The sequence below is a fragment of the Streptomyces inhibens genome (assembly GCF_003389455.1).
Classification (GTDB): Bacteria; Actinomycetota; Actinomycetes; order Streptomycetales; family Streptomycetaceae; genus Streptomyces; species Streptomyces inhibens.
Window position 1 is genome coordinate 1 of the sequence record NZ_QUAC01000193.1, and the last position, 25,491, is coordinate 25,491.

The window sequence follows — 25,491 nt, forward strand, 5'->3', positions numbered from 1 at the left end:
CCGGCCGCAGCGCAGGTCGGCCGGGGCGGCCGGGTCGCTCGCGCTGGTGCGCGGGCCGGTGCGGACGGGTGGGGCCACGCCGCCGACGCCGCCGATGCCGCCCCTTCCACCGCCCCCGTCGTTCCCTCTCGGTCCGCCCGCTCCGGCGCCGCGCGCGCGAAGGGGCAAGCGCGCGGTGGTGATCGCCTCGGCGGTCGGCGGGGCGCTGGCGGTGCTGCTGGCCTCGTCGCTGATCAAGGGCGCGCTCGGCAACGGCGGCGGCGATGACGGCAGCGGCGGCGGTGGGGGTGGCGGCAAGAAGGACGCCGGCGGACGGCCGGGCACCGGCCACAGCAGCGCGACGACGCCGGCGACCTCGGCCGCGCCGGTGACGTCCGGCCCCACCCCCACGGGCCCGAAGCCGCTGTACCGCGACAAGCACCTCACCTGGCAGGCGCCGGACTGCACCGCCGGAACGGCATTTCAGTTTCTCGATCTGGACCAGCCGTCCATCAGGGGCGGCTACATCGACACCGGGATGGGTGCCGATCTCGACTACGTGGGCTGCCCGGGCCCGTCGTACGGCGGCCGGGCCGTGATCTGGCCCAACAACGAGGACTTGCAGAGCTTCCGGGTGAAGATCGGCACCGCCGGCCCGGGGACCGATACGGCGGACGCCTGCCGCGCCGCGGCCGATGAGCGACCGGTCGGCGCTCATGTACCCGCCGCGAAGATCACCGCGGGCACGGTCTGGTGCGTGATCACCACGGACAACCAGGTGGCAAAGGTGGTGTTCACCGACGTGGATGCGTCCCGGACCCAGGGCCTGGGCACCAGCGCACGCAACCCCACCTTCGAGCTGTCCGTCACCTTGTGGGGCGCCCCGTGACCTTGTCGTAGTCCTCCGGTCGTCTCAGTCCTCCGGCCCGCACCACACGGTCGTCATATTGCAGAACTCCCGGATCCCGTGCCCGGAGAGCTCCCGTCCGTAGCCGGAGCGCTTGGCGCCGCCGAAGGGAAGGCCCGGGTGGGAGGCGGTCATGCCGTTGAAGAAGACGCTGCCGGCCTGCACGTCGCGGGCGAGGCGGGCCTGTTCGTCGGGGTCGCGGGTCCAGGCGTTGGAACTGAGCCCGAACGGCGTGTCGTTGGCCAGCGTCACCGCCTCGTCCAGGTCGGCGACGCGGTAGAGCGTGGCGACCGGGCCGAACGCCTCCTCGTGGTGGATGCGCATGGCGGGGGTGATGCCGGACAGCACCGTCGGCTCGTAGAACCAGCCCGCGCGGTGCTGGGGCGGCCGCCGGCCGCCGCACAGTGCACTCGCGCCCCGGTGGATCGCGTCATCGACGAGTTCCTCCAGGTCGGAGCGGCCCTGCTCGCTGGAGAGCGGACCGACGTCGGTGTGCTCGTCCATCGGGTCGCCGACGGTCAGCGCGGCCATCCGGGCGGTGAACCGCTCGGTGAAGGCGTCGTAGACGTCCTGGTGCACGATGAACCGCTTGGCCGCGATGCAGGACTGCCCGTTGTTCTGGACCCGAGCGGTGACCCCGACGCGGGCCGCCTTGTCGAGGTCGGCGGAGGGCAGGACGACGTACGGGTCGCTGCCGCCGAGTTCAAGGACGGTCTTCTTGACCTCGTCACCCGCGATCGACGCCACCGAACGGCCGGCGGGCTCGCTGCCGGTCAGCGTCGCGGCGGCGATCCGCGGGTCGCGCAGGATGTCCTCGACGGCGCCGGCGCCGATCAGCAGGGTCTGGAAACAGCCCTCGGGGTAGCCGGCGCGGCGGAAGAGTTCCTCGATGTAGAGCGCGGTCTGCGGGACGTTCGAGGCGTGCTTGAGCAGCCCGGTGTTGCCCGCCATGAGGGCGGGCGCGGCGAACCGTACGACCTGCCAGAGCGGGAAGTTCCAGGGCATCACCGCGAGGATGGTGCCGATGGGGCGGTAGCGCACCACGGCGCGCACCGCGCCGGAGTCGCGGACATCGGCGGGGTCGGGGTGCTCGTCGGCGAGCAGTTCCTCGGCACGGTTCGCGTACCAGCGCATGGCCTTGGCGCACTTCGCGGCCTCCGCGCGGGCCTGGACCAGCGGTTTGCCCATCTCGGTGGTCATGGTGCGGGCGATGCCGTCCTGGTCGGCGTCGAGCAGGTCGGCGGCCTTGAGCAGCAGTTCCTTGCGGCGGGCGAAGGTCGTGGTGCGGTGCTCCTCGAAGGCCTGCTCCGCCCGGGCCAGGTGGTCTTCGATCTCGCCCGCGTTGAGCGCGTCGAAGGTTTTCAGGGTCTCGCCGGTGGCCGGGTTGACCGTGGCGATGGCCATGGTCAGCACCTCCTTGGTGTGCGGGGCGGTGGTGCCCGCGGGATACGGGGACGAGGGTCCGGGCGGCTGCTACCTGAGCGGCGAGGGAGCCGGGGACGGCTCCGGGACCGGGTCGGGATCGGGTCCGGGCGGACGGGGTACCGGCGAGGGATCCGGCGGTATGGGATCCGGCGGTCCAGGCGGGGTGGGCGGCCCGGGGAGCGGCTCAGGGATGGGGCTGGGCGGCGGGCCTCCCGGGTCGGGGACCGGCGTGGGCTGGGGATCGCGGTTGAGCACGCGGTCACTGCGCGTATGCGGTTGCCGCTGCACTGCGGGCCTCCAGAATGAGACGGCTGGTGGCATATGAGCCCCCGTACCCGAGTTTCGTCCGTCCATGGCCCCGGCGCACGGCGGATTGGCGCGGACGGGTTGCGGATGGACCCGGATCGGCGTATGTGACCTGATCGGGCGGCGTCCGGAGGGCCGGTCGGGCTTTACCTTGCGGTCATGCCCATGACGCGTACGAGGACGAGGTACCCGGCCGCGGCGCTGCTGTCCGCGGTCTGCGCGCTGCTGCTCACGGTGGCCGCACCCGCCACGGCCGGCACTCCGCCCGCCGTGCCCCCCACCCCTGTCATCCCGCTCCCCGCCCGCATGGCCGACACCGGCGGCGGCGACCAGCTGATCACCGCGCAGGCGCCCACGACGAGTGCCACCGCCGGAACGGTGGTGTGGTGGCAGCGGCACAACGGCCGCTGGCGGCAGGCCGGTTCGGCGCCGGCCCGCTTCGGGTCCGGCGGGCTGACCGAGGGCGCCACCCGGGTCCAGGGCACCTCGACCACCCCGACCGGGCTGTACGACCTGCCGTTCGCCTTCGGGACCGACCCGGCACCGCCCGGCACCACCACCCCCTACCGCCGGGCCGGCGCCGGCTCCTGGTGGTGCGAGGACAACGCCTCGGCCTCCTACAACCGCTGGGTGGAGCCCCTGCCGGCGGACTGCGCGGCCGGCGAGTCCGAGCGGCTGGCGGACCATCCGGTGCAGTACAGCCGGGCCCTGGTCACCGGCTTCAACTACCACCGTCCGGTGCGCGGCCGGGGCGCCGGGATCTTCCTCCATGTCCACGGAAAGGGCGCCACGGCCGGCTGTGTGTCCGTACCGGCCGGGGCGATGGCGCGGATCCTGTCCTGGGTGCGGCCGTCCGAGGAGCCGCATATCGCCATCGGCACGGTGTACGGGCCGACCGCGCTCACCCGGTACTGACTGCTCCGGCGGTCAGCGGGAAGTGGCAGGCCACCCGGTGTCCGGGCGTCTCCGGCTCGGCCGGCGGGGGCTCCGTGGTCGCGCACAGCCCGGTCGCGGCCGGGCAGCGGGTGCGGAAGCGGCAGCCGGAGGGCGGGTCGGCGGCCGACGGGGTCTCGCCGCCGAGCGGGCTGCCGGCCTGGGCGGCGTCCGGGTCGGGTGCGTTGACGGTGTCCAGCAGCCCCCGGGTGTACGGGTGCAGCGGCCGGGCGAAGACCTGCTCGGCGGGGCCGGTCTCGACGAGCTTGCCGAGGTACATCACGCCGACCGAGTCCGCGAGATGCCGCACCACCGCCAGGTCGTGCGAGATGACGAGATAGCTGAGCCCCTTCTCGCGCTGCAGCTCGCGCATGAGGTTGAGGATCTGCGCCTGCACGGAGACATCGAGCGCGGAGACCGGTTCGTCGGCGACGACCAGGGACGGCGTCAGCGCCAGGGCGCGGGCCAGGCCGAGGCGCTGCCGCTGGCCGCCGGAGAATTCGTGCGGATAGCGGTCCACCGCGCCGCGGGGCAGTCCGACGTCGTCCAGCAGCCCGTCGATCCGCCGCCGCCGCTCGGCCCGGTCGCCGATGCCCTGGATGACCAGCGGTTCGCGCAGTACGGCGCCCACCCGCATCCGCGGATCCATGGCGGCGTAGGAGTCCTGGAACATCAGCTGGACGTCGCGCCGGTGTGCGCGCAGCTCCCGTTTGGTGAGGGTGGCGAGATCGCGGCCGCCGAAGTGGACGCTGCCGCCGGTGGGCGCCTCCAGGCCGACGGCCATCCGGCCCAGGGTGGATTTGCCGCAGCCGGACTCCCCCACGATGCCGAAGGTCTCGCCGCGGCGGACGGTGAGCGAGATTCCGGCCACCGCGCTGACCTCGGCGGCGCCTTTACGGCGGGCGAAGGGGCCGCCGTGCAGCGGGTAGGTCTTGCTGACGTCGGCGAGGCGGAGCAGCGGCTCGTCCGTACGCACCGGGAGCCGGGCGGGTGCGGGCGGGAGGATCTCGGCGGCCGGCTCGGCGCCGGGGGCGGGGTCCGTGGGGTGGAAGCAGGCGAAGGCATGGGCGCCGGCAGCGGGTGGGGTGTCGTCGAGGCCGTCGGTGAGCTCCGGCTCGGCGGCATGGCAGATGTCGGTGGCGAAGCCGCAGCGTGGGGCGAAGCGGCAGCCGGTGGGGCGGGTGACGAGGGACGGCGGCAGGCCGGGGATGGTGGCCAGCGGCCGGTCGGCGCCGGTGACGGGGGCACTCCCACCCAGCGGTGGCCGGGGGAGTTCGGGCAGGGCCGCGAACAGGGCCTGGGTGTAGCGGTGCCGCGGGGTGGCGAACAGCGGCCGTACGGCGGCCCGTTCGGCGATCCGGCCGCCGTACATCACGGCGACCCGGTCGACCCGGCGGGCGATCACGCCGAGGTCATGGGTGACCAGGATCATCGCCATGCCGAGGCGGGCGCGCAGCTCGTCGATGAGTTCGAGGATCTGGTGCTGGGTGGTGACATCGAGGGCGGTGGTCGGCTCGTCGGCGATCAGCAGCCGGGGTTCGCAGATCAGCGCCATGGCGATCGCGACGCGCTGCCGCATCCCGCCGCTGAGCTGGTGCGGGTAGTTCCTCAGCCGCTCGGCGGGGCGCGGCATGCCGACCAGCCGCAGCGTCTCCTCGGCCTTGGCCCAGGCCTCGGCCCTCGTCAGCCGCGTGTGCAGCAGCAGGGGTTCGGCGACCTGGGCGCCGATGGTGAGGGTGGGGTTGAGGGAGGTCAGCGGGTCCTGGAAGACCATGCCGACGGTGTTGCCGCGGACGTTCCGCAGCACGGGTTCGGGGGCTGCGGCGAGGTCGGTGCCGTCGAACAGGATCCGGCCGCCGGTGACCTTGCCGCCGTGCGGCAGCAGCCCGAGGACGGACAGCGCGGTCATGGTCTTGCCGCAGCCGGATTCGCCGACGATGCCGAGCGCTTCGCCGGGGGCCAGGTCGAGGTCGATGCCGTCGAGGGCGTGGACGGTGCGGCCGCGGCCGGCGATCTCGACATGCAGATCGTCGATCCGCAGGAGCGAGTCGGTCATGGTGGGGTCCTCGCTTCAGTTGTTCTTCAGGCGCACGTCGAGGGCGTCCCGCAGGCCGTCCCCGATGAAGTTGAAGGCGGCGACGACCAGCACGATCGCGATGCCCGGCGGGAAGATCAGCCACCAGTAGCCGACCTGGGTGTAGGTGATGCCGGTGGAGAGCATCGAGCCCCAGTCGGCGGCCGGCGGTGGGATGGACAGGCCCAGGAAGGACAGATAGGCGACGTAGAGGATGGCGTCGGCCACCTGGAAGGTGGCGTTGACGATGACGGTGCCGATGGCGTTGGGGACGATGTGCCGGAACACCGCACGGCCGCCTCCGCCGCCCATCAGCCGCATCGCGTGGATGTAGTCGCGGCCGCGCAGCGCCAGCGCCTCGCCGCGGATCAGGCGGGCCGGGGACAGCCAGGCGACGGAGGCGATGATCAGGATGAGGACGGGCTTGCTGGGGGTGACGATCGCGGCGACCACGACGAGCAGGAAGAGCGCCGGGATGGCGAGCGCGGCGTCGGTGACACGCATCATCGCGGCGTCCACCCAGCCGCCGAAGTAGCCCGCGACCGCGCCGTAGAGCGTCCCGAAGAGGGTGGCCAACAGCCCTGCGGCCAGGCCGACTTCGAGGGAGGTGCGGCCGCCGTACATCAGCCGGCCGAGCAGGTCGTAGCCGAGGTCGGTGGTGCCCAGCGGATGGCCTGCGCCGGGGGCGAGGCCGGCCTGGGAGAGGTCGGTGTGGATCTGGTCGGTGGGGTGGAGCAGCGGCCCGAGGAAGCAGAAGGCGAGCAGTGCGAGCAGCACCAGGGCGCCGGCGAGGGCGAGTTTGTTGCGGGCGAAGACGGCGAGGGTGCGGCGGGCGAGGCCGGGGGTGGCCCGCGCCGCGTCCGGCTGCGTGGCGTCAAGGGCCTCAAGGGCTGGGGTCGTCACGTCACGCTCCTGATGCGCGGGTCGAGGACGGCATAGGCGATATCGGTGATCAGTGAGCCGAGGACGGTGGCGACGCCGACGACGAGGGTGACGCCGAGCAGGACGGGGAAGTCCGATCCCTGGGCCGCGTTCCAGAACAGCAGCCCCATTCCGGGGTAGTTGAACATCGACTCGACGACGAGGGTGCCGCTGAAGAGGGTGGGCAGGTAGAGGCCGAGGAGGGTGGCCAGCGGGATGAGGGCGTTGCGCAGGACGTGCCGGGCCATGATGCGGGCCTCGGACTGGCCCTTGGCGCGTGCGGTGCGGACGTACTCCTCGCCGAGGTTGTCGAGGACGGCGGAGCGCATATAGCGGCTGAAGGCGGCGACGATGCCCAGCGCGGTGGTCACGACGGGAAGGACGAGCGCCGGCAGATCGGCGAGCAGGCCGCCGACGGTGTCGGCCTGCGGTGCCTCGGCGGGCAGCAGTGGGAGCTGCTGGCTGAAGACGAGGATGAGGACCAGGCCGAGGAAGAACACCGGGGTGGCGTAGGCGAGGAAGGCCGCGCCGGTCAGGACGTAGTCGGCGGCCTTGCCGCGGCGCAGGGCCTGCAGGATGCCCAGCGGGACGGCCAGCAGCGCGGCGAGTGCGAGGGCGAGACCGGCGAGCAGGGCGGTTTTGGGCAGCCGTTCGCCGAGCAGCGAAGCCACGCTCTGGTTGAGTTTGTAGGACTCGCCGAGGTCGCCGGAGAGCAGCCGGCCGAGGTACATGGCGTACTGCTCGGGCAGCGAACGGTCGTACCCCTGCTGGTGGTTGAAGTGGGCGATGGCTTCCGGGGTGGCCTGGACGCCGAGGATCGCGCGGGCGGGTCCGCCGGGGAGCAGATGCAGCAGGACGAAGACGATGACGGAGACCAGCAGCAGCACGACGAGGGCCTGCGCGATGCGCTTGGCCAGGAAGTGGATCATCTGCCGGCGCCGCCCTTCTTCACGAAGTACCAGTTCTGGGGTGCGAGGGACAGGGTGGGGTTCTGGTCGACGCCGCGCAGGTCGTTGCGGATGGCGGAGACCTGGTAGGCGGGGTTGGGGGTCCACAGGACCGGGAGCCGGCGGGCCACCTCGCGGCCGTAGTCGCGCAGAAGGAGCGAAGCGAGGTGGGGGTCCCCCCGGCCGGAGGTTGGGGGAGGGCGGTCGGAGTACTCGGTGGCCCGGATGAGGCGGTCGGTGCGCGGATCGGACCAATTACCCATGTTGGAGGGCGCGTTGCTGGCAAAGATCTGTTCGCCGCTGGGGTCGGGCGGGAAGTACCAGCTGCCCTGGGTGCCGAAGAAGCCGAGCTGCCACTGCGCGCAGAGGGGCTCGGTCTGCTTGCAGGGGACGGTGGTGCCCAGGACGGTGTTCAGCGGCTGCTGCCGGATGTCGAGGGTGATGCCCGCCTTGCCGAATTCGGACTTGATGGCCTGCATGGTGTTGGAGGTCTCGGTCGAGCCGGACTGGGAGAGCAGCGAGAGCCACAGTTCCTGGCCGTCGTGAATGCCCGCCCCGCACTCCCCCGTACCGCGTCCCGGCCGTACGCAGTGCAGCGTGCCGTCCCGGTCGGCCCAGCCGTGCCGGGCCAGCAGCGCCTTCGCCCGCTTCGGGTCGTACGGATAGGGGTCGGCGTCGAGGAGGCCGGCGGGGACCGGGCCGAGGGTGGGCGTGGCGCTGCCGTGCCAGATCACCCGGGAGATCGACTTCTGGTCGATGAGCCGCTGGAGTGCCTGGCGCAGATAGTCCTGGCGCAGCAGGGGTCCGGCCGTGGGGTGGTGATAGTTGAGGACGATATAGGTGATCGCCCAGCCCTCCCACGGGTCGATGCGATAGCCCATTTCCTTGAACTTCGTGGACTGCGCCATGACGGAGGGCGGGATATAGCCGTAGTCGACGCCGCCGGCGCGCAGCACATTGAATTCGGAGTCGGCGGTGGTGAAGGGCTTGAGGACCACACGGTCGAGGTGGGGTGTGTCGGGCCCGCGGTATTTCTTGTTGGGGATCAGCGAGACCTGCCCGGAGGTGGTCCATTTCTCTATCCGCCAGGGCCCGTTGACGGTCTTCCACAGCGGATCGGTGGCGAATGCGGAGAATTGCCTGGCGTGCCGCATCAGCCGGGCGAAGGCCTGCCGGGGGCTCTGGTGGCCGGGGTTCCAGGCGTGTACGGGGAGCGCGACGAAGTCCTGGAGTTCATTGGCGGTGAACCATGTCGGGTTGTAGGCGCGGTCCAGCCGGAGCCGGAAGGTGCGGTCGTCGACGATCTCGAATGCCTTGACATCGTCCGGCAACAGCTTCGGCGAATAGCTGGCCCAGTCCTGCTTGTTGTACTTGATCAGATCGAACCAGAACTTCACATCGCGGGTGGTGACGGGCTTTCCGTCGGACCACCGGTGGCCCTTCTTCAGCGTGATGCTAACGGTGGTGTTGCCGTCGCTGTAGCGGGGCATCTCCGCGAGACCGCGGGGCGAGTCCATGGTCAGCGCAGCGCCCTTCTGCTCGGGCATGAACAGCCGCAGGAACAGCAGGTCCTGGATGGCGCTGTTGTAGGAGGCCAGATAGCCGGGGGCGCCGATGGGGAAGATCCAGTTGGGGGTGGAGGCCGGCGGCAGGGCCATGGTGGCGGTGCCGCCCTCGACGGGCGTACCGCCGGTGGCGCCAAGATCGGTGACAACGTTGCCAGAAGGGCCGCAGCCGACCAGCGCCACGGCGCCGAGCAGGGCCGCGACCGCAACGCGCCCCAGGGGGCCGCGTATTCGAGTACTGCGCAGGCCCATGCTGCCTCCGGGGGATCGGCCGGTCGAAGAGTGCGAGCAAAGTACGGACGGCCGCGAAAAGAAGTCAAGACCTTGGCGGAACAACGCCAACTGATGTCTACTGTCCGCGAGTTGATTCCCCCACTTCCTTCGATCACCGAAGAAAGACTCGCTCCCGCACCAAGCCGAAAGGCGCCGCCATGACCGCCCCCGACGAGCAGCCCGGCTCCGCCGCGCATGTCCTGGAACTCGTCGCGAACGGCTCCGCCACCTCACGCGCGGACCTCGTGCGCGAGCTCGGGCTCGCCGCCTCCACCGTCTCCGCCCGCGTCCAGGAACTCGTCGAGGCCGGACTGCTGGCCGAATCCGGCGAGGGCGCCTCACGCGGCGGCCGTCGCCCGCGGCTGCTGCGGGTCGCCGAGCAGGGCGCCGTCGCGCTCGCCGCCGACCTGGGCAGCCATCACATCCGCACCGGCGCGGTGGGCCTGACCGGCGACGCCTTCGACATCGACGACCACGCCGTCGATCTGACCGCCGGGCCGGAACCCGCCCTGGACACACTCGCCGAGCGGCTGGGGACACTGGCCGAACGGCAGCGCGCGGCCGGCCGTACGGTCCGTGGCATCGGCGTCGGCTTCCCCGGCCCGGTCGACGCGGACGGCGCCCGGATCATCGCGCCGTCCCGGATGCCCGGCTGGCATCTGTTCCCGCTGCGCGACCGGCTCGCCGCCCGCCTCGGTCTGCCGGTGCTGCTCGACAACGACGCCAACATGATGGCGCTGGGGGAACACCGCGCCGCCCACCCCACCCCTCGCCATCTCGTCGTCGTCAAGGCGGGCCGCGGTATCGGCTCCGGTGTCATCAGCGACGGCCGGCTGCACCGGGGGGCCCGCGGCTCGGCCGGTGACATCAGCCATGTACGGGTGGACGAGGCCGCCGAACTCCCGTGCTCCTGCGGCAACATCGGCTGTCTGGAGACGGTGGCGAGCGGCGCCGCGATCGCCGCCGCACTGCGCGAAAAGGGCATCGCCGTGGACTCCGCCACCGACATTCTGCGGCTGGTCGAGAACGGCGAACCGCACGCCACCACCCTCGTACGACAGGCCGGCCGGGACATCGGCGCGGTGCTCGCCGTCGTCGTGAACTTCTTCAACCCCGAGGCGGTGATCCTCGGCGGCGCGCTCTCCGGCGCCCAGCCGCTGGTCGCCGCGGTACGCGGAATGCTCTACGAACGCTGTCTGCCGATGGCCACCAGCGACCTCACCATCAACGCCGCCGGCTGCGGTCCGGACGCGGGGCTGCTGGGCGCCGGCCAAGCCGTACTGCGCAGACACACCATGACGGACGCACCGCCCGCACCGGCCGCCGCACGAAGCTGACCACCGGCCCTGGCGCTGCCACAGACCACCGCCCCCGCCACGGAAAGTGAGCCCCCATGCCCCCCTCTCCCACCGGCCGCCGCCTCCGTATCGGCATCGGCGGCATGGCCATCGAGTCCAGCCAGTTCTGCCCGCACCGCTCGACGTACGACGACTTCCGCATCACCCGGGAGCACGCGCTGCTGGACCGCTACACCTGGGCCCGGCCGGACGGCGATCTGGCCGAGCTGGTCGAGTGGGTGCCGCTGGTGCATGCCGTCGCGGTGCCCGGCGGGCCGGTGGAGCGTGCCGCCTACGACCGCATCAAGGACGAACTGACCGCCCGGATACGGGAGTCGGGGCCGCTGGACGGTGTGGTGTACGACATCCATGGCGCGATGAGCGTGGTCGGGCTGGCGGACGCGGAGGCCGATCTGACCGACGCGGTCCGGGCCGCGACCGGCCCCGGCACCCTGATCTCGGCCGCCATGGATCTGCACGGCAATGTCTCCCGCCGCTTCGCCGAGCGCCTCGATCTGCTCACCGCCCACCGTCTGGCCCCGCACGAGGACGCCTGGGAGACCCGGGAGCGGGCCGCCCGCAAGCTCGTCGGGCGACTGGTCTTGGGGAAGGGCCGCCCGCACCGGGCCTGGGTGCAGGTCCCGGTGCTGCTCCCCGGCGAGAAGACCAGCACCCGGCTGGAGCCGGCCAAGTCGCTCTACGGGCGGCTGGCCTCGGTCGAGGCGCTGGACGGGGTCGTCGATGCGGCGCTCTGGGTGGGCTACGCCTGGGCCGACGAGGAACGCTGCCGGGCCGCCGTGGTGGTCACCGCGGACGACCCCGAACTCGCCGTGGCACAGGCCGAGTCGCTGGCCCGTGCGTACTGGGACGCACGCCGCGACTTCGTCTTCGTCGGGCCGACCGGTGACGCCGACGGCTGTATCGCCCGCGCCGTCGGCTCCCCCGCCCGCCCGTTCCTGCTCAGCGACTCCGGCGACAACCCCACCGCGGGCGGCGCCGGGGACCTCGGGTACATGCTGGGCCGGCTGCTGGCCAACGAGGAGTTGGCGAGCGGCCGGGTCACCGCGCTGCATCCGGGCATCACCGACCCGAAGGCCGTCGCCGTCTGCTTCGACGCCGGCGTGGGCGCCGAGGTCACCCTCCGCGTGGGCGGCCACTTCAGCGCCGGCACCGGCCCGCACGCGGAGCCGTACGAGCTGACCGGCACGGTGACCGCCCTGGAGGACGCGGCCGGACCCGCTTCGGGCGGGCCGCGCGGCAATCCGGCCTACGACGGGGGCGGCCGGACCGCGGCCGTCACCCGCGGCGGGGTGACGGTGGTGCTGACCGAGCGCCGTAAGCCGTTCCACACCCGTGCGGACTTCGGCGCGCTGGATCCGCTGGGTTACGACCTGGTGGTCGTCAAGATCGGCTATCTGGAGCCCGAGCTGCATGCGATGGCCGCGGACTGGCTGCTGGCGCTCACCCCGGGCGGGGTGGACCAGGATCTGCTGCGGCTCGGGCACCACAAGGTGCTACGGCCGCTCTACCCCTTCGACGACGAGGGGTTCGAGGAGCCGGACCTCACGCCGGTGGTGCTGTAGCGGGCCCGGCCGGCTCCGGCCGGGTGGTCCGCCCGGCTTCAGATCGACCTCACCCGGTCCGCCTGGGGCCCCTTCTGTCCCTGGGCGACCTCGAACTCGACCCGCTGGCCCTCCTCCAGGGCCTTGAAGCCGTCCATATCGATCGCGCTGTAGTGGACGTACACGTCCTGTCCCTCGTCGACCGCGATGAATCCGTACCCCTTCTCGCTGTTGAACCACTTCACGGTGCCCTGAGCCATTGCGCTGTCCCTTGCTGGATGGTGCCTGGATGCCCGGTCGGGCACGGTAGTTCTACCCGCCCGGGGTGCCGGCTCCGCCGGTGTTCACCCGGACGGTTGAGCGGGCACCCCGGCCCGGCCGGGCAGCGGTGCTCTTCAGGGCAGCGGGCTCAGGGCTGCGGATCGCGCGCGTCGTAGCGGGCGAAGGCCCGGCGCCCGAGGCCGAGTCCGGTCACCAGCAGGACGCAGGCCAGGCCGCCGCCGATCACCGCGGTGGCCGGTGAGGTCAGATCGGCCGCCGATCCGGCGAGGAAGTCGCCCAGCCGCGGTCCGCCCGCGACCACGACGATGAAGACGCCCTGAAGGCGGCCGCGCATCGCGTCCGGCGTCGCGGCCTGCAGCATGGTGCTGCGGAACACCATCGAGACGGTGTCCGCGCAGCCGGCCACCGCCAGGAAGAACAGCCCGAGCCACAGATGCCGGGAGAGCCCGAAGCAGGCGATGGCCGCGCCCCAGGAGGCCACCGCGATGAGGATGGCCAGGCCGTGCCGGCGGATCCCGCCGAGCCAGCCGGAGAACAGCCCGCCCAGTACGGCGCCCACCGCGGGCGCGGCGACCAGCAGGCCGACGGTCTTGGCGTCCCCGGCGAACCAGAGCACCGCGATCGCCGGGAACAGGGCGCGCGGCTGGGCGAGCACCATCGCCGCCATGTCGGAGAAGAACGTCATCCGCAGATTCGGCCGGGTGGCGAGAAAGCGCAGGCCGTCCAGTACGGAGGCGCGGCGCCGCGGCCCCTCCCCCTGGTCGGGACGCATGGACGGCAGCCGCCACATCGCGTACAGCGAGCCGCTGAAGGCCACCACATCGATGAGATACGCGGCCTGGTAGCCCCACAGGCCGACGATCACGCCGCCCAGCATCGGTCCGCCCATCAGGCCGAGGTTGCTGGTCAGGGAGTTGAGGGCGTTGGCGGCCGGCAGCTGCTCGGTGGGCAGCAGCCGCGGGATCATCGACGTACGGGCCGGGGAGTTCATCGCGAAGCAGACGGCCTGGAGGGCGACGACGGTGTAGAACAGCCACACCCGGTGGTATCCGGCCAGCGCCGCGGTGGCCAGCGTGATGGACATCGCGGTCGCGCCCGCGGCGCTGTACAGGCCCAGTTTGCGGCGGTCGACGGTGTCGGCGATGGCGCCGCCGTACAGCCCGAAGATGACCAGCGGGACCAGGGAGCACAGGCCCACCAGGCCGACCGAGAAGGTGGAGCGGGTGATGGCGTAGACCTGGAGCGAGACCGCGAGCGCGGTCATCTGCTGGCCCATCCAGGAGATGGTGTTGCCGCACCACAGGCGGCGGTAGTCCGCGGACGAGCGCAGCGGGGTCAGATCGGCGAATATCCGGGAGCGCAGGGGTATTTCACGCTTTTCGGAGGTCGTTGTAGGGGCCACGCGGCGCAGTAAAGCACGCTGTGCGGGTGCGGCCGATGACCGGGGTGGAAGAGGTGCTCGGCGCGCTCGCCCCTTACGGACCGGCCGCCGCCGGCCCGCCGGCCCGGGCGGTCTCCGCCAGGCCGTACACCCTGCGGGCATTGTCCGCGGCGATCATCGCGCCGACCCGCCGGGCGTCCGTCTCCGACCAGGCGCCGGATGCCGTCCACGCGCCGAGGACGGCCGCCAGGCCGGTCCGGAAGAGCGCGCTGCCGACGACGTACAGCTCCGGGAGGCCGTAGGCGTCGGTGGAGAAGAGCAGCTTGCCGAACGGCGCGAGCTCCAGGAATTCGGCGAGCACGGCCGCGGCCCGCGGACCGGTGTGGGTCAGCGTCAGACCGATGTCGGCGTAGATGTGCGGGAAGACGCTCGCCAGGTAGGCGGCCTGCCGGTGGTACGGGTAGCAGTGCAGCAGCACCAGGTCCGTGCCGGTGTCGGCGGTGGCCCGGACCAGGTCGGTCAGCAGCGCCGGGTCGGCGTGGTCGAGCCGTAGGTCGGGGTCGCCGAAGCCGGTGTGGAGCTGGAGGGGGCGGCCGGTGGCGACGGCCAGCCACACGAGATGCCGCAGCAGGACCGGGTCGGTGAGGCGGGGCGCGCCGGCCGCGATCCAGGAGCGGGCGGCGGTGCGCACCGCGTCGGGGGCGGGCGGCGCGGGGTCCAGGGCGAGCCCGTGGCGGTAGGCGGCGACGGTTTTGAAGGCGACGGCGGTGCCCGCGGCGTCCTGGACGGCGCGGGCGAGGGCATCGGTGAACTCCTCGGCGTCATGGGCGCGGGCCGCGGTGCGCTCGGCCAGCGTCTCCAGCCGGACGACCTCGAACCCGCTGCCGCCGCCCGCCTCGGCGGTCTCGGTGGGGCCTGTCAGATCGCCGGGCAGCCCGGTGTCCAGGAGGTACGCGCCGATGCCGGTGGCGCCCAGCAGACGGCGCCGGGTCTCGTCCGGACCCAGCTCGCGGCGGCGGGCGAGGTAGCGGTCGGGCGGGCAGTGCGCGGGCAGGCCGAGCAGCGGCGGGCACCAGCGGCGGACCGCGAAACCGGCCTGGGTGTCGAAGAAGGTGGTGCCCGCGGCGGGCGGCCGGTCCGATTCGGTGAGATACCCGGCGAACGTCCCGGGGTCCGGTTCGTGGCGGAGCACGCCGTGGCAGTGGTGGTCCACCAGCGGCGGCAGTCCGTCGTCGAAGCCGGGGCCGCCCCCCGGGACGTCCGTGGGCATCACCAGCGCCAGCGGGTGGCGGCGGCGATCTCCTCGGCGTCGTTCTCGGCGAAGTGCGCCTCCTCGGCGCGCCGGACCGCGAGCACCGCGCTGTGCAGCACCTCACCGAGCGCCTCGTACAGCGGGGCCGACTTCTCCAGCCGGTCGGCGGCCTCGGTGAGGGTGGCGGGCAGCCGGACGATGCCGCGCCGGGCGCGCTCGCGGACGCCGAACGTACCCGGGTCGCCGGTCTGCGGCGCGGGCAGCCGGGTCGCGGACTCGATGCCGTGCAGTCCGGCGGCGATGACCGCGCCGACGGCGAGATACGGGTTGGCGGCGGCGTCGAAGGTCTTGACCTCGGCGTGGCCGCCGTCCGGATCGTCGGGGGCGCCGGTGATCAGGCGCAGCGCCGCCTCGCGGTTCTCCACCCCCCAGCACTGGTAGACGCCGGCCCAATGGGAGGGCTGTAGCCGCAGATAGCTGGCGGGCGAGGGGCAGCCGATGGCGAGCAGGGCGGGCAGCGCGCCGAGGATGCCGCCGAGGAAGGCCACCGCGTCCGGCGCCAGGCCCCAGTCGGCGTCCGGGGTGCGGTGCAGGCTCACCCCGTCGCGGTACAGGCTGAGGTGGAGGTGGCAGCCGTTGCCGACCTGGCCGGCGACGACCGACGGGGCGAAGGAGGCGCGCAGTCCGTGCCGGGCGGAGACGGCGCGGACGGTCTCGCGGACCAGCACCGCGTCGTCGGCGGCGCGTACCGGGTCGCCCGGAGCGGTGGTGATCTCGAACTGGCCCGGCGCGTATTCGGGGTGCACCTGCAGGACGTCGATGTCCTGGACGGACAGCGCTTCGCTGACGTCCCGGAGGTAGTCGGAGAGTTCGACGACCCGGGTCATGCCGTACGCGGGTCCCGCGCAGGGGTAGTCGAGCGCCTCGTACGCATCGGTGGCGGCCGCGGTGTGCCCTGCCGGGGCGCGGGTGACCACCCACTCGGTTTCGAAGCCCATCCGCAGTTCGAGGCCGGCCGCGGCGGCCCGCTCGGTCATCCGCCGCGCGAACTGCCGCTGGCAGGCGGGGTGCGGCCGGCCGAGCTGGTCGTAGCGGTCCACCGGTGCCCAGGCCCAGCCGGGCTGTGCGGCGAGCGGGGTGAGGCGGTCCAGGTCGGGGAAGAGCCGCAGATCCCCGTCGGGGCCGCCCAGATGCTCGGATTCGGTGATGGCGTCGCCGGAGGTGAAGACGTCGAAGACGGGCGACATCCCGACGCCGCGTTCGGCCGCATCCGCGAGCCGCTGTACCGGAACGGCCTTGACGCGTGTGATGCCCGCGTTGTCCACCCAGGTCAGCGCCACATTCCGGACGCCTTCCGCCTCCATCCGCGCCGCCAACCGGCGGGCTTCCTCGCGCTGTTCCGCAGCCCGCGTTCCCATAGAGCCGTCCTCACTCGACCGTGCCGATCCCTCGGCGCCCGTTCCCGCTGATGGCCGGTGCGGCTCAGGGCGTGAGAGCCGGTCCGGTCAGGGGCAGTTGAACTCGCACCATACGCACTTTCCGCCGCCGCGCGGTTCCACACCCCAGACATCCGCCAAGCGGTCCACGAGGAGCAGGCCGCGGCCGGAGACACCGGCCTCACCCGGTTCGCGGCGCCGCGGCAGACTGCTGGAGTGGTCCTCGACCTCCAGGCGCAGGCGCCGCCCGACGCTGTGCGGCATCCGGATGTTGATCACGGCCTCGCCGTCGGTGTGCAGCAGCGCGTTGGTGATCAGCTCGTCGGCGATCAGTTCGATCTCGTCGACGCGGTCCTCCGCGCCCCAGGCGCGTACCGCGGCCCGGATCATATGGCGGGCGGCGGAGAGGCCTTCGGGGTCGGCGGGGGCGATGTGCTGGCGGAACCGGCCGACGGTGTCGTGCTCCGGGGCGCCCAGGCGGCGCAGCAACAGCAGCGCCATATCGTCCTCGCCGGTCCGGTCGCCCGCCGAATCGCAGAGCCGGTCGGCGAGTTGCTGGACGTCCTGGGGGCCCTCGCGGACCTCGCGGGCCAACTGCCGCATCCCGTCGTCGAGGTCGGTGCCGGGCTGTTCGACGATGCCGTCGGTGCACAGCAGCAGGGTGTCGCCGGGGGCGAGCTGGACGGTGGTGACGGGGTAGTCGAGCCGCCGGAACTCGGAGGAGATCCCGAGCGGCAGCCCGCCGGCCACCGGCAGCCGGCGGCAGATGCCCTCGGCGTGCCGCAGCAGCGGGTCGATATGGCCGGCCCGGACGATCCGGGCCGCGCCGGTGCTCAGGTCGGCGTCGACGTAGATGCAGGTGGCGAAGCGGTCGGTGTCGAGCTCGTTGAGGAAGGCGGAGGCGCGGCCCATGACGGTGGCGGGGGCGTGCCCTTCGGCCGCGTAGGCGCGCAGCACGATCCGCAGCTGACCCATCAGCGCCGCGGCCTGGGTGTCATGGCCCTGGACATCTCCGATGACGGCGGCGACCCGGCCGTCGGGCAGCGGAATCACGTCGTACCAGTCGCCGCCGATGTCCCGGCCCATCCGGGCGGAGCGATAGCGGACGGCGATCTGGGCGCCGGCGATGCCGGGGATCCGGCGCGGCAGCATGGCCTGCTGGAGGCCGGCGGCGAGATCGTGCTCCTGGTCGTAGAGCATGGCGCGGGCCAGGCTCTGCGCGATGCTGCTGCCGAGCGCCACCAGGACGTTGCGCTCCTGGTCGCGGAAGTCGCTCTCGCGCTCGAAGAACAGGCCGATCACACCGATCGGACGCCCCTGGGCGATCAGCGGCAGATACGCGGCGGAGTTGACGTTCAGCGGCTCGATGGCATGCCACAGCCGCGGGTAGCCGTACTTGAATTCGGCGCGGCTGCGGACGTAACGCGGAGTGAGGGTGCGGACGACCTCGCTCATCGGGAATTCATCACCGACCCGGGTGAATTCGAGGTCGGGCACAAAACTGCCCGCCTTGCCCTCGGAGACCAGCCGGATACGTCCCGCCTCGACCAGCCCGAGGATGACGTTCTCCGCGCCCAGCCGGCTCAGCCCCTGCTCATCGGCGAGCACCGCGATCACTTCGCCGACCGTTCTGGCGTGCGCCAGGGCGGCGGTGGTGCGCTCGACGACGCTGGTGTGCCGGCGGCGCTCCTCATCGACGGCGAGCCGCTCCGCCGCGTGGGTGTATTCGTGGCTGGCGTCGCGGACCACCCCGATGATGCGGCGGGGTCTGCCGGTGTCGTCGCGGCGGATGCTGCCCTGGGCGTGGGTCCAGCGCAGCTCGCCGTCGCGCAGCCGCACCCGGAAGTACGCCCCGTAGGAGTGACTGCCGTCCTTGAGCGCACGGGCGACCAGGGCGTCCAGACGGGCCGCCTCATGGGCCGGGACGCGGCAGTTGAGGGTCTCCGGACGGTCGTCGTACTCCGACGGGAGCAGGTCGAAGACCTCGAGGGCGGGCGGGTCCATGTGCATCAGCCCGCTGTCGAGGTCCCAGTCGAAGCCGCCCATGCCGTTGAGGGCCAGGGTCAGGTCCGGGTGGGCGGGCCAGTCGTCCGGCACCGACACGGTGGGCCGCTTCGCTCCCCGGTCAGCCATGTCGTCACTTTGCCACATTCGTGTGGATTACGGCGTGTCCAGCCCCTTCCCCCAGAAATCCGGCGACACCATCGGCCACACAACTGACTCTCTCATCAGTCACCTCACCACACCGCACCACGACAGCCCGCGAGGACTGGCCCCTACCCCTCTTCCCCCGCCTCACCCCATTGCGATGTTCTCAACACACTGTTACGGTCCCGGACCATGAAGGACGCCCCCGGAGCCCGGATCACCGACGACACCGGAGATGTCACGGACCGTGTCCGGCAGGTGATCGACCGGCTCGGCTGCAGCCACCGCGAGTTCGCCCGCCGGATCGTGATGGACCCCTCGAAACTCTCCCGGTCACTGGGCGGCACCCGCCGCTTCGCGCTGGCCGAGATCGTGCGGATCGCCGACATCGGCGGGGTGGACACCGGCTGGCTGCTCGGCGCCCCGGAACGGCCGGCGGCGCCCGGGCGCGAGCCGGTGGCCGTCCCCGAGGGCGGCCGGCCGCTGCAGATCGTGCGGGAGACCGTCCGGCTGATCGCCGAGCACGGCTTCCACGGCGTACGGGTCGCCGATATCGCGGCCGCCTGCGGCACCAGCCCCGCCGCCGTGCACTACCACTTCCCCGGCCGCGACGAGCTGCTGGAAGCGGCCGTGCGCTGGTGCATGGACGAGGACACCGAGCGCCGCGCGGCGGGCCTGGCAAAGGCCCCCGACGCCCGCGCGGAACTGCTGCATCTGATCGCGCTGCAGACCCCGCGCACCGAGCAGCAGCGCCGTCAGTGGCTGGTCTGGCTCGACCTGTGGGCCCAGGCCGCCCGCTCCACCGCGGTGGGCCGGCTGCACGAGCACTACTACCGGCAGTGGCGCACCACCGTCGCCGATGTCGTACGGCGCGGCGTCGGCCAGGGCGTCTTCCGCACCGTCGATCCGGAGTTCACCGCACTGCGGCTGACCGCACTGATCGACGGGCTCGCCACCCAGGTGCTCGCCACCGCACCCGACAGCACCGGCCCGGACACCATGCACGCCGCGCTGCTCGCCTTCGTCGAGAGCGAACTCACCGCCGGCTGACGGCCGACGCACACCCCCTTCCGCCCCCTCCGCACCGCATGCCGTCAACCGCCACCGAAGGGACCCGCATGAACAACGAGGTCATCATCACCTGCGCGCTGACCGGCGCCGGTGACACCGTCCGCCGCTCCCCGCACGTGCCCGTCACGCCCGAGCAGATCGCGAAGTCGGCCGTCGAGGCGGCGTCCGCGGGCGCCGCGGTGGTGCACATCCACGTACGCGACCCCGAGACCGGCGNCCGCGGGCGCCGCGGTGGTGCACATCCACGTACGCGACCCCGAGACCGGCGACCCCTCGCGCGAGCCACGGCTCTACGCCGAGGTCGTCGAGCGGATCAAGGAGACCGGCACCGACGTCGTCATCAACCTCACCGCCGGCATGGGCGGCGACCTGGTGATCGACCCCGAGAACCCGCTCCGGCAGCTGCCCGGTACGGACCTGGTGAGCGGCCTGGAGCGGCTGCCGCACGTCGAGGAACTGCTGCCCGACATCTGCACCCTGGACTGCGGCTCCCTCAACTTCGGCGACGGCTCCAACCTGTACGTCTCCACGCCCGACATGTTGCGCACGGGCGCCCGGCGCATCCAGGAACTGGGCGTACGGCCCGAGTTGGAGATCTTTGACACCGGTCAGCTGTGGTTCGCCAAGCAGCTGCTGGCCGAGGGCCTGCTGGACGACCCGACGATCTTCCAGCTGTGTATGGGCATCCCGTGGGGCGCGCCGGCCGATCCGGGCGTCCTGCAGTCGATGGTGAACATGCTGCCCGAGGGCGCGCAGTGGGCGAGCTTCGCGCTCGGCCGGATGCAGATGCCGTGGGTCGCCCAGTCGATCCTGCTCGGCGGCAATGTCCGGGTCGGTCTGGAGGACAACCTCTACCTCAGCAAGGGCGTCAAGGCCACCAACGGCCGGCTCGTCGAGCGCGCCGTCCAGATCACCGAGCTGCTCGGCGCCACGGTCGCCACCCCCGACCGGGCGCGGGCCCGCCTGGGCCTCAAGCCGCGCGGCTGAGCCCCACAGCTTCCTTCCCTTCCCTCCACCTGGAGCCGCTCCCCCATGCCTGAAACCACCCCTGCCCCCTGCGCACCCGAGGCCGTACGCCGCGTCGCCTGTATCGGCGCCGGAGTGATCGGCGGCGGCTGGGTCGCCCACTTCCTGGCCCGCGGCTACGACGTCACCGCCTGGGACCCGGCCGTCGACGCCGAGGAGAAACTCCGCCGCCTGGTCGCCGCGGCCTGGCCGGCCCTGGAGCAAATAGGCCTCGCCGAGGGCGCCTCACCGGAGCGTCTCACCGTCGCGCCGACCCTCGCGGCCGCGGTCGCCGAAGCCGACTTCGTCCAGGAAAACGCCCCGGAGAAGCTGGAGTTGAAGCGCTCGCTGCTCGCCGAGCTCGCCGCGGCGACCCGTCCGGGCGTGGTCATCGCCTCCTCCACCTCCGGCTACCCGATGACCGATATGCAGACGGCGGCCGAAGACGCCGGACGCCTCGTCGTCGGCCACCCCTTCAACCCGCCGTACCTCATCCCGCTCGTCGAGGTCGTCGGCGGCGAGAGGACCGACCGCGAGGCCGTCGAGTGGGCCTCCCGCTTCTACGACGTGGCCGGCAAGTCCGTGATCACCATGGACCGCGAACTGCCCGGCTTCATCGCCAACCGCCTCCAGGAGGCGCTGTGGCGCGAGGCGCTGCACATGGTCGCCAACGGTGAGGCCTCGGTCGAGGACATCGACGCCTCGATCACCGAAGGCCCGGGTCTGCGCTGGGCGTTCATGGGCCCCTGTCTGACCTTCGCGCTGGCCGGCGGCGAGGGCGGTATGGCCCATATGCTCGACCACTTCGGCCCGTCCCTGAAGTCCCCGTGGACCCGCCTGGAGGCGCCCGAGCTGGACCGCGAGCTGCGTGACGCGATGGTCGACGGCTGCGCGGAGGCCGCGGGCGAGCGCACCTACGCGGATCTGGTCGCCGCACGCGATCAGGGCGTCATCGACGTCCTCCGGGCCACCGGCCGACTGGGGGACACCCGCCGATGAGCACCCCTCTCCCGCTCTTCCGTCAAACCGTCCAGGACGCCTGGATCGACTACAACGGCCACCTCAGCGAGGCCTACTACGTCCTGATCTTCGGCTTCGCGACGGACGCCCTGATGGATACGGCGGGCCTCGACGCCGCCTACCGCGCACGCACCGGCTGCTCGCTCTACACGGTCGAGGCGCATGTGCGCTACCTCCGCGAGGTCGCCCGGGACAGCGAACTCACCCTCCGCACCACGGTGTTGGGGGTGGACGGCAAGAAGCTCCGCTTCGTCCACGAGATGTTCGTCGGCGAGCCGTCCGGGGACCCGGTCGCGACCGAGGAGCTCTTCACCCTGCACGTCGACCAGGGCACGGGGCGCGCGGCCCCGCTGCCGGACGCGACGCGCCGGCACCTCGCCGGCCTGACCGCCCCTGCCCCGGAGTGGGCGGGGCGCGGAATCCGCGCGGTGCAGCAGTAGCGAGGTCTCCGCTGCTCGGCGCCGATCCGGGGCGCCCCCGCCCCGTCCCGGTGCGATCCTGGACGGAGCAGCCTTCCGACCCGCCGAGGAGCGACCACCATGACAGCCACCCGAGGCCACCGCATCGAGATCGAGCAAGGCACCGACCACATCCGCGTCGAGATCGACGGCCGGCTGGTCGCCGACAGCCGGCGTCCGCTCCTGCTGCGCGAGACCGGCTACCCGGTGCGGTACTACCTGCCGCCCGAGGACGTACGGACCGAACTGCTGACGCCGTCCGAGACTCATTCGGTCTGCCCGTTCAAGGGCACCGCTTCCTACTGGTCGCTCGCCGACGGACCGGAGGACGTCGTGTGGGCCTACCCCGAGCCGCATCCGGAGGTCGCGCGGATCAAGGATCATTTCTGCTTCTACGAGGCCGAGTTGGGCTGAGGCCGGGGGCCGCGAAGCTCGGGTAGGAAAGTTTCCTAACAATAACCGTCACACTTCTTGACCCGTGCATGATCGACCGTCAGGATTCCTCGGGACGGCTCCCCACGCCGACCCAGGAGACGGATATGACGTCCACCCCCCGCGCCAAAAATCCCCTCAAGTCACGAAACCCCCTGGTCAGCAATGCTCGCTTAGGAATACCCGCCGCCGCGGGCGCGGCGCTCGCGCTCGTCGGCGGTGTGGCGCTGTGGTCGCCCGCCGGCCGGGCCGACGCCGTGCCCGACCGTGCGCCGGGCGCGCATGCCGCCGGGTTCACGGCCGTCGCCGCCGGCGATATCGCCGAGCAGTGCACGGCGAGCGACAGCGACTGCGAACACCCCAGAACCGCCGCGCTGGTGAAGAAGATCAACCCGGCGTTCGTGCTGACCATGGGCGACAACCAGTACGACGACGCCCGGCTCAAGGACTTCAAGAGGTACTACGACAAGAGCTGGGGCGCGTTCAAGGCCAAGACGCACCCTGTCGCCGGCAATCACGAGACCTACGACCCGGACGGCAAACTCGCCGGCTACAAGTCCTACTTCGGCGCCATCGCCTACCCCAAGGGCAAGAGCTACTACAGCTTCGACCAGGACAACTGGCACTTCATCGCGCTGGACTCCAACAGCCTGAACTCCGCACAGCTCAACTGGCTCAAGGCCGACCTCGCCGCCAACTCCAAGAAGTGCGTGGCCGCCTACTGGCACCACCCGCTCTTCTCCTCCGGCGAACACGGCAACGACCCGGTCAGCCGGCCGGTCTGGAAGCTGCTGTACGACGCCAAGGCCGAGCTGGTGCTCAACGGCCACGACCATCACTACGAGCGGTTCGCACCCCAGGACCCCAACGGCAAGGCCGACAAGAGCGGGATCGTCGAACTCCTCGGCGGGATGGGCGGCGCCAACCCGTACAAGATCGAAGAGGTCCAGGACAACAGCGAGAAGCGGCTCACCGACACCTTCGGCGTGGTGAAGCTGAACTTCACCGACAACGGCTTCTCCTGGGACCTGGTGGGCACGGACGGCCGCACCAAGGACAGCAGCCCGTCCTACTCGTGCCACTGACCGGCGGCCGGCCCGCCGCCGCCGGGACCCACGGGCGGCCCGACTGATGTATCTCGCGACCACGGATGCGGCCGCGACGGCGACACAGGTGACGCGCGGCCGCGTCGGCGGGCCGGTTCTGGCCCTCGGCGCGGTCAGCCTGGTCACCGATATCTCTTCCGAGATGGTCACCGCCGTGCTGCCCCTCTACTTCGTCCTCCAACTGGGGCTCTCCCCCCTCCAGTTCGGCTTCCTCGACGGCCTCTACAACGGTGTCACCGCGCTGGTGCGGCTGCTGGGCGGGCATGCGGCCGACCGCGGCGGCCGGCACAAGCTCGTCGCCGGGTCCGGCTATGCGCTCTCCGCGCTGTCCCGCCTCGGCCTGCTGCTCGCCGGCGGCGGCACCCTCGGTATCGGCGTGGCGCTCGCCGCGGACCGTATCGGCAAGGGGGTACGCACCGCCCCGCGCGATGCGCTGATCTCGCTCAGCGCCCCGCCGGACGCGCTCGGCCGGGCCTTCGGCGTACACCGGGCGATGGACACCACCGGCGCCCTGCTGGGGCCGCTCGCCGCGTTCGCCCTGCTGTGGGCCACCGCGGACGCCTACGACGCGGTGTTCGTGGTGAGCTTCTGTGTCGGCCTGCTCGGTGTGCTGCTGCTGATCGCCTTCGTACCGGGGCGGGCCGCACTGCCCGCCCACCACCGGGCGCCGGCCGTCACGGACCGCCCGCGCGCAGGGCTCCTCGCACCGCTGCGCGCGCCCGCCTTCCGGCGCATCTTCGTGGCGGCGGCGCTGCTCGGCGCGGCGACCATCGGCGACGCCTTCCTCTATCTGCTGCTCCAGCGCCGGCTGGACTTCGCGGTGAGCTGGTTCCCGTTGCTGCCGCTGGGCTCGGCCGCGGTCTATCTGCTGCTCGCGGTGCCGGCCGGGCGGCTCGGCGACCGTATCGGCCGCCGGGTGCCCTTCCTGTGCGGTCATGCGGCGCTGCTCGGCGGTTATGTCCTGCTCCTGCTGACCGACACCGGGCCGGTGCTGCTGGTGGGCGTGCTGCTGTTGCTCGGTGTGTTCTACGCGGCCACCGACGGGGTGCTGATGGCGCTGGCCGGGCCGGTACTGCCGGCCGCGCGCCGGGCGAGCGGCATGGCGCTGCTGCAGACCGGCCAGGCGCTGTGCCGTCTGCTCGCGGCCGCCGGATTCGGCGCCGCCTGGACGCTGTGGGGCACCCGCCCCGCGCTGATCGTCGCCGCCGTCGCACTGGCGGCGGCGCTGGCGGCGGCCGTGGCCCTGCTGCCCGGGCCGACGCGCCCGGAACTCCCGGAAGACCCGGACCCCACCGACCCTCCCGAAAGGCGGCCGTCCCGCGCATGAAACCCTCGAACGGTCCGCGCAGGGATCCGGCGAACGGTCCGGGGCCCGCGGCCGGTGCCCAGGAGACCGCGGCCCCCACCTCCCTCTCCCTCCGCGCCCGCCTCATCGCCGTGGCGACCGCCACCGCGGTTCTGGCCGCCCTCGCCGTCGTCTACACCGTCGGCGCGGCCCGGCGCGCCGAACCCACCGACGGGGCCTCGGCGTTCGGACTCGACCACGACCGGCTGTACTTCCGCAGCACCGGCGCCGGCGCCGGCCGGGTGGCCCGGCTGCCCGCACCGGTCACCCGGCCGGACGATGCCCGGGCAGCCGCGGCACCGGCCCGCCCCACCGGGCCCGACCAC

Annotated in this window: 21 protein-coding genes and 2 pseudogenes; 13 read left to right on the forward strand and 10 right to left on the reverse strand. The window is 72.4% G+C overall.

The genetic code is table 11. The annotated features are described in order from the left end of the window. Positions 1–175 precede the first annotated feature (175 nt). Complete coding sequence (locus DY245_RS23905) at positions 176–868, forward strand: hypothetical protein (RefSeq protein WP_128509288.1); 693 nt, start codon at positions 176–178, stop codon at positions 866–868. A 24-nt stretch (positions 869–892) separates the two neighbouring features. Here DY245_RS23905 and DY245_RS23910 read toward each other — a convergent pair whose 3' ends face one another. Beyond that, positions 893–2,290 carry an NADP-dependent succinic semialdehyde dehydrogenase gene (locus DY245_RS23910; protein ID WP_128509289.1) on the reverse strand — a complete coding sequence of 466 codons (1,398 nt, stop codon included), beginning with the start codon at positions 2,288–2,290 and terminating at the stop codon, positions 893–895. 492 nt (positions 2,291–2,782) lie between these two features. Here DY245_RS23910 and DY245_RS23920 point away from each other — a divergent pair, with 492 nt between their 5' ends. After that, complete coding sequence (locus DY245_RS23920) at positions 2,783–3,532, forward strand: L,D-transpeptidase family protein (protein ID WP_181923837.1); 750 nt, start codon at positions 2,783–2,785, stop codon at positions 3,530–3,532. On the opposite strand, the gene DY245_RS23925 is transcribed toward DY245_RS23920, so the two are convergent. Genes DY245_RS23925 through DY245_RS23940 form a run of 4 tightly spaced genes read right to left on the reverse strand, consistent with a single transcriptional unit; the run spans position 3,519 to position 9,309 of the window. Then, positions 3,519–5,606 carry an ABC transporter ATP-binding protein gene (locus DY245_RS23925; protein WP_128509290.1) on the reverse strand — a complete coding sequence of 696 codons (2,088 nt, stop codon included), beginning with the start codon at positions 5,604–5,606 and terminating at the stop codon, positions 3,519–3,521. The two genes, DY245_RS23920 and DY245_RS23925, sit on opposite strands and share 14 nt — an antisense overlap. Before the next feature lie 15 nt (positions 5,607–5,621). After that, entirely contained in the window at positions 5,622–6,527 is a 906-nt protein-coding gene (locus tag DY245_RS23930; protein WP_128509291.1) for an ABC transporter permease, read from the reverse strand. Beyond that, positions 6,524–7,474: an ABC transporter permease gene (locus DY245_RS23935; protein ID WP_128509292.1), complete on the reverse strand. Its 951-nt coding sequence runs from the start codon at positions 7,472–7,474 to the stop codon at positions 6,524–6,526. Before DY245_RS23935 ends, DY245_RS23930 begins: the two co-directional genes overlap by 4 nt. Beyond that, positions 7,471–9,309, reverse strand: coding sequence for a peptide ABC transporter substrate-binding protein (locus tag DY245_RS23940; protein WP_128509293.1), 1,839 nt, complete (start codon positions 9,307–9,309; stop codon positions 7,471–7,473). Before DY245_RS23940 ends, DY245_RS23935 begins: the two co-directional genes overlap by 4 nt. 179 nt (positions 9,310–9,488) lie before the next feature. On the opposite strand from DY245_RS23940, the gene DY245_RS23945 reads away from it, so the two are divergent. Then, the gene (locus DY245_RS23945; protein ID WP_128509294.1) at positions 9,489–10,667 is read left to right on the forward strand and encodes an ROK family transcriptional regulator; all 1,179 of its coding nucleotides are present in this window, start codon (positions 9,489–9,491) and stop codon (positions 10,665–10,667) included. Between the two features lie 56 nt (positions 10,668–10,723). Beyond that, positions 10,724–12,250 carry a M81 family metallopeptidase gene (locus DY245_RS23950; protein WP_128509295.1) on the forward strand — a complete coding sequence of 509 codons (1,527 nt, stop codon included), beginning with the start codon at positions 10,724–10,726 and terminating at the stop codon, positions 12,248–12,250. A 38-nt stretch (positions 12,251–12,288) separates the two neighbouring features. Here the strand turns inward: DY245_RS23950 and DY245_RS23955 are convergent, their stop codons facing one another. From DY245_RS23955 to DY245_RS23975, 5 genes are all read right to left on the reverse strand, one after another. Further along, positions 12,289–12,489 carry a cold-shock protein gene (locus tag DY245_RS23955; protein WP_128509296.1) on the reverse strand — a complete coding sequence of 67 codons (201 nt, stop codon included), beginning with the start codon at positions 12,487–12,489 and terminating at the stop codon, positions 12,289–12,291. Positions 12,490–12,638: 149 nt separating this feature from the next. Further along, positions 12,639–14,054: an MFS transporter gene (locus DY245_RS23960; protein WP_425329435.1), complete on the reverse strand. Its 1,416-nt coding sequence runs from the start codon at positions 14,052–14,054 to the stop codon at positions 12,639–12,641. Further along, positions 13,987–15,162: an amidohydrolase family protein gene (locus tag DY245_RS23965; RefSeq protein ID WP_128509298.1), complete on the reverse strand. Its 1,176-nt coding sequence runs from the start codon at positions 15,160–15,162 to the stop codon at positions 13,987–13,989. The genes DY245_RS23960 and DY245_RS23965 overlap by 68 nt, the downstream gene beginning before the upstream one ends. Then, the gene (locus tag DY245_RS23970; protein WP_128509299.1) at positions 15,162–16,562 is read right to left on the reverse strand and encodes a glutamine synthetase family protein; all 1,401 of its coding nucleotides are present in this window, start codon (positions 16,560–16,562) and stop codon (positions 15,162–15,164) included. The genes DY245_RS23965 and DY245_RS23970 overlap by 1 nt, the downstream gene beginning before the upstream one ends. Before the next feature lie 87 nt (positions 16,563–16,649). Next, complete coding sequence (locus tag DY245_RS23975) at positions 16,650–18,713, reverse strand: SpoIIE family protein phosphatase (protein WP_128509300.1); 2,064 nt, start codon at positions 18,711–18,713, stop codon at positions 16,650–16,652. Between the two features lie 207 nt (positions 18,714–18,920). Between DY245_RS23975 and DY245_RS23980 the strand changes: the two genes are divergently transcribed. The 9 genes and pseudogenes from DY245_RS23980 to DY245_RS24015 form a co-directional block, all read left to right on the forward strand. After that, positions 18,921–19,778, forward strand: a complete 858-nt coding sequence (locus tag DY245_RS23980; protein ID WP_128509301.1) for a TetR/AcrR family transcriptional regulator — start codon at positions 18,921–18,923, stop codon at positions 19,776–19,778. A gap of 68 nt (positions 19,779–19,846) precedes the next feature. Then, positions 19,847–20,015 (forward strand): 3-keto-5-aminohexanoate cleavage protein (locus DY245_RS46665; RefSeq protein ID WP_244943221.1); only part of this gene is annotated, 169 nt, incomplete at its 3' end. 1 nt (position 20,016) lies between these two features. Beyond that, a pseudogene (locus tag DY245_RS23985) lies at positions 20,017–20,786 on the forward strand (beta-keto acid cleavage family enzyme); the annotation flags it as partial. A gap of 45 nt (positions 20,787–20,831) precedes the next feature. Beyond that, on the forward strand, positions 20,832–21,803 hold the full coding sequence (locus DY245_RS23990; RefSeq protein ID WP_128509302.1) for a 3-hydroxyacyl-CoA dehydrogenase NAD-binding domain-containing protein: 972 nt from the start codon (positions 20,832–20,834) through the stop codon (positions 21,801–21,803). Further along, positions 21,800–22,264 (forward strand): thioesterase family protein, encoded by a 465-nt coding sequence (locus DY245_RS23995; RefSeq protein WP_128509303.1) that lies wholly within the window; start codon positions 21,800–21,802, stop codon positions 22,262–22,264. Before DY245_RS23990 ends, DY245_RS23995 begins: the two co-directional genes overlap by 4 nt. 99 nt (positions 22,265–22,363) lie before the next feature. Next, positions 22,364–22,696, forward strand: a complete 333-nt coding sequence (locus tag DY245_RS24000; RefSeq protein WP_128509304.1) for a DUF427 domain-containing protein — start codon at positions 22,364–22,366, stop codon at positions 22,694–22,696. Positions 22,697–22,821: 125 nt separating this feature from the next. After that, positions 22,822–23,799 carry a metallophosphoesterase family protein gene (locus DY245_RS24005; RefSeq protein ID WP_128509305.1) on the forward strand — a complete coding sequence of 326 codons (978 nt, stop codon included), beginning with the start codon at positions 22,822–22,824 and terminating at the stop codon, positions 23,797–23,799. A gap of 46 nt (positions 23,800–23,845) precedes the next feature. Further along, entirely contained in the window at positions 23,846–25,147 is a 1,302-nt protein-coding gene (locus DY245_RS24010) for an MFS transporter (protein ID WP_128509306.1), read from the forward strand. Beyond that, a pseudogene (locus DY245_RS24015) lies at positions 25,144–25,491 on the forward strand (hypothetical protein); the annotation flags it as partial. The gene DY245_RS24010 and the pseudogene DY245_RS24015, both read left to right, overlap by 4 nt.

Coding starts and splice junctions, on each gene's coding strand:
- DY245_RS23910 (WP_128509289.1), bottom strand. CDS start 2,290: ATGGCCATCGCCACGGTCAACCCGGCCACCGGCGAGACCCTGAAAACC.
- DY245_RS23920 (WP_181923837.1), top strand. CDS start 2,783: ATGACGCGTACGAGGACGAGGTACCCGGCCGCGGCGCTGCTGTCCGCG.
- DY245_RS23925 (WP_128509290.1), bottom strand. CDS start 5,606: ATGACCGACTCGCTCCTGCGGATCGACGATCTGCATGTCGAGATCGCC.
- DY245_RS23935 (WP_128509292.1), bottom strand. CDS start 7,474: ATGATCCACTTCCTGGCCAAGCGCATCGCGCAGGCCCTCGTCGTGCTG.
- DY245_RS23940 (WP_128509293.1), bottom strand. CDS start 9,309: ATGGGCCTGCGCAGTACTCGAATACGCGGCCCCCTGGGGCGCGTTGCG.
- DY245_RS23945 (WP_128509294.1), top strand. CDS start 9,489: ATGACCGCCCCCGACGAGCAGCCCGGCTCCGCCGCGCATGTCCTGGAA.
- DY245_RS23950 (WP_128509295.1), top strand. CDS start 10,724: ATGCCCCCCTCTCCCACCGGCCGCCGCCTCCGTATCGGCATCGGCGGC.
- DY245_RS23955 (WP_128509296.1), bottom strand. CDS start 12,489: ATGGCTCAGGGCACCGTGAAGTGGTTCAACAGCGAGAAGGGGTACGGA.
- DY245_RS23960 (WP_425329435.1), bottom strand. CDS start 14,054: ATGCCCGCAGGGTGTACGGCCTGGCGGAGACCGCCCGGGCCGGCGGGC.
- DY245_RS23965 (WP_128509298.1), bottom strand. CDS start 15,162: ATGCCCACGGACGTCCCGGGGGGCGGCCCCGGCTTCGACGACGGACTG.
- DY245_RS23970 (WP_128509299.1), bottom strand. CDS start 16,562: ATGGGAACGCGGGCTGCGGAACAGCGCGAGGAAGCCCGCCGGTTGGCG.
- DY245_RS23975 (WP_128509300.1), bottom strand. CDS start 18,713: ATGGCTGACCGGGGAGCGAAGCGGCCCACCGTGTCGGTGCCGGACGAC.
- DY245_RS23980 (WP_128509301.1), top strand. CDS start 18,921: ATGAAGGACGCCCCCGGAGCCCGGATCACCGACGACACCGGAGATGTC.
- DY245_RS23990 (WP_128509302.1), top strand. CDS start 20,832: ATGCCTGAAACCACCCCTGCCCCCTGCGCACCCGAGGCCGTACGCCGC.
- DY245_RS23995 (WP_128509303.1), top strand. CDS start 21,800: ATGAGCACCCCTCTCCCGCTCTTCCGTCAAACCGTCCAGGACGCCTGG.
- DY245_RS24000 (WP_128509304.1), top strand. CDS start 22,364: ATGACAGCCACCCGAGGCCACCGCATCGAGATCGAGCAAGGCACCGAC.
- DY245_RS24005 (WP_128509305.1), top strand. CDS start 22,822: ATGACGTCCACCCCCCGCGCCAAAAATCCCCTCAAGTCACGAAACCCC.
- DY245_RS24010 (WP_128509306.1), top strand. CDS start 23,846: ATGTATCTCGCGACCACGGATGCGGCCGCGACGGCGACACAGGTGACG.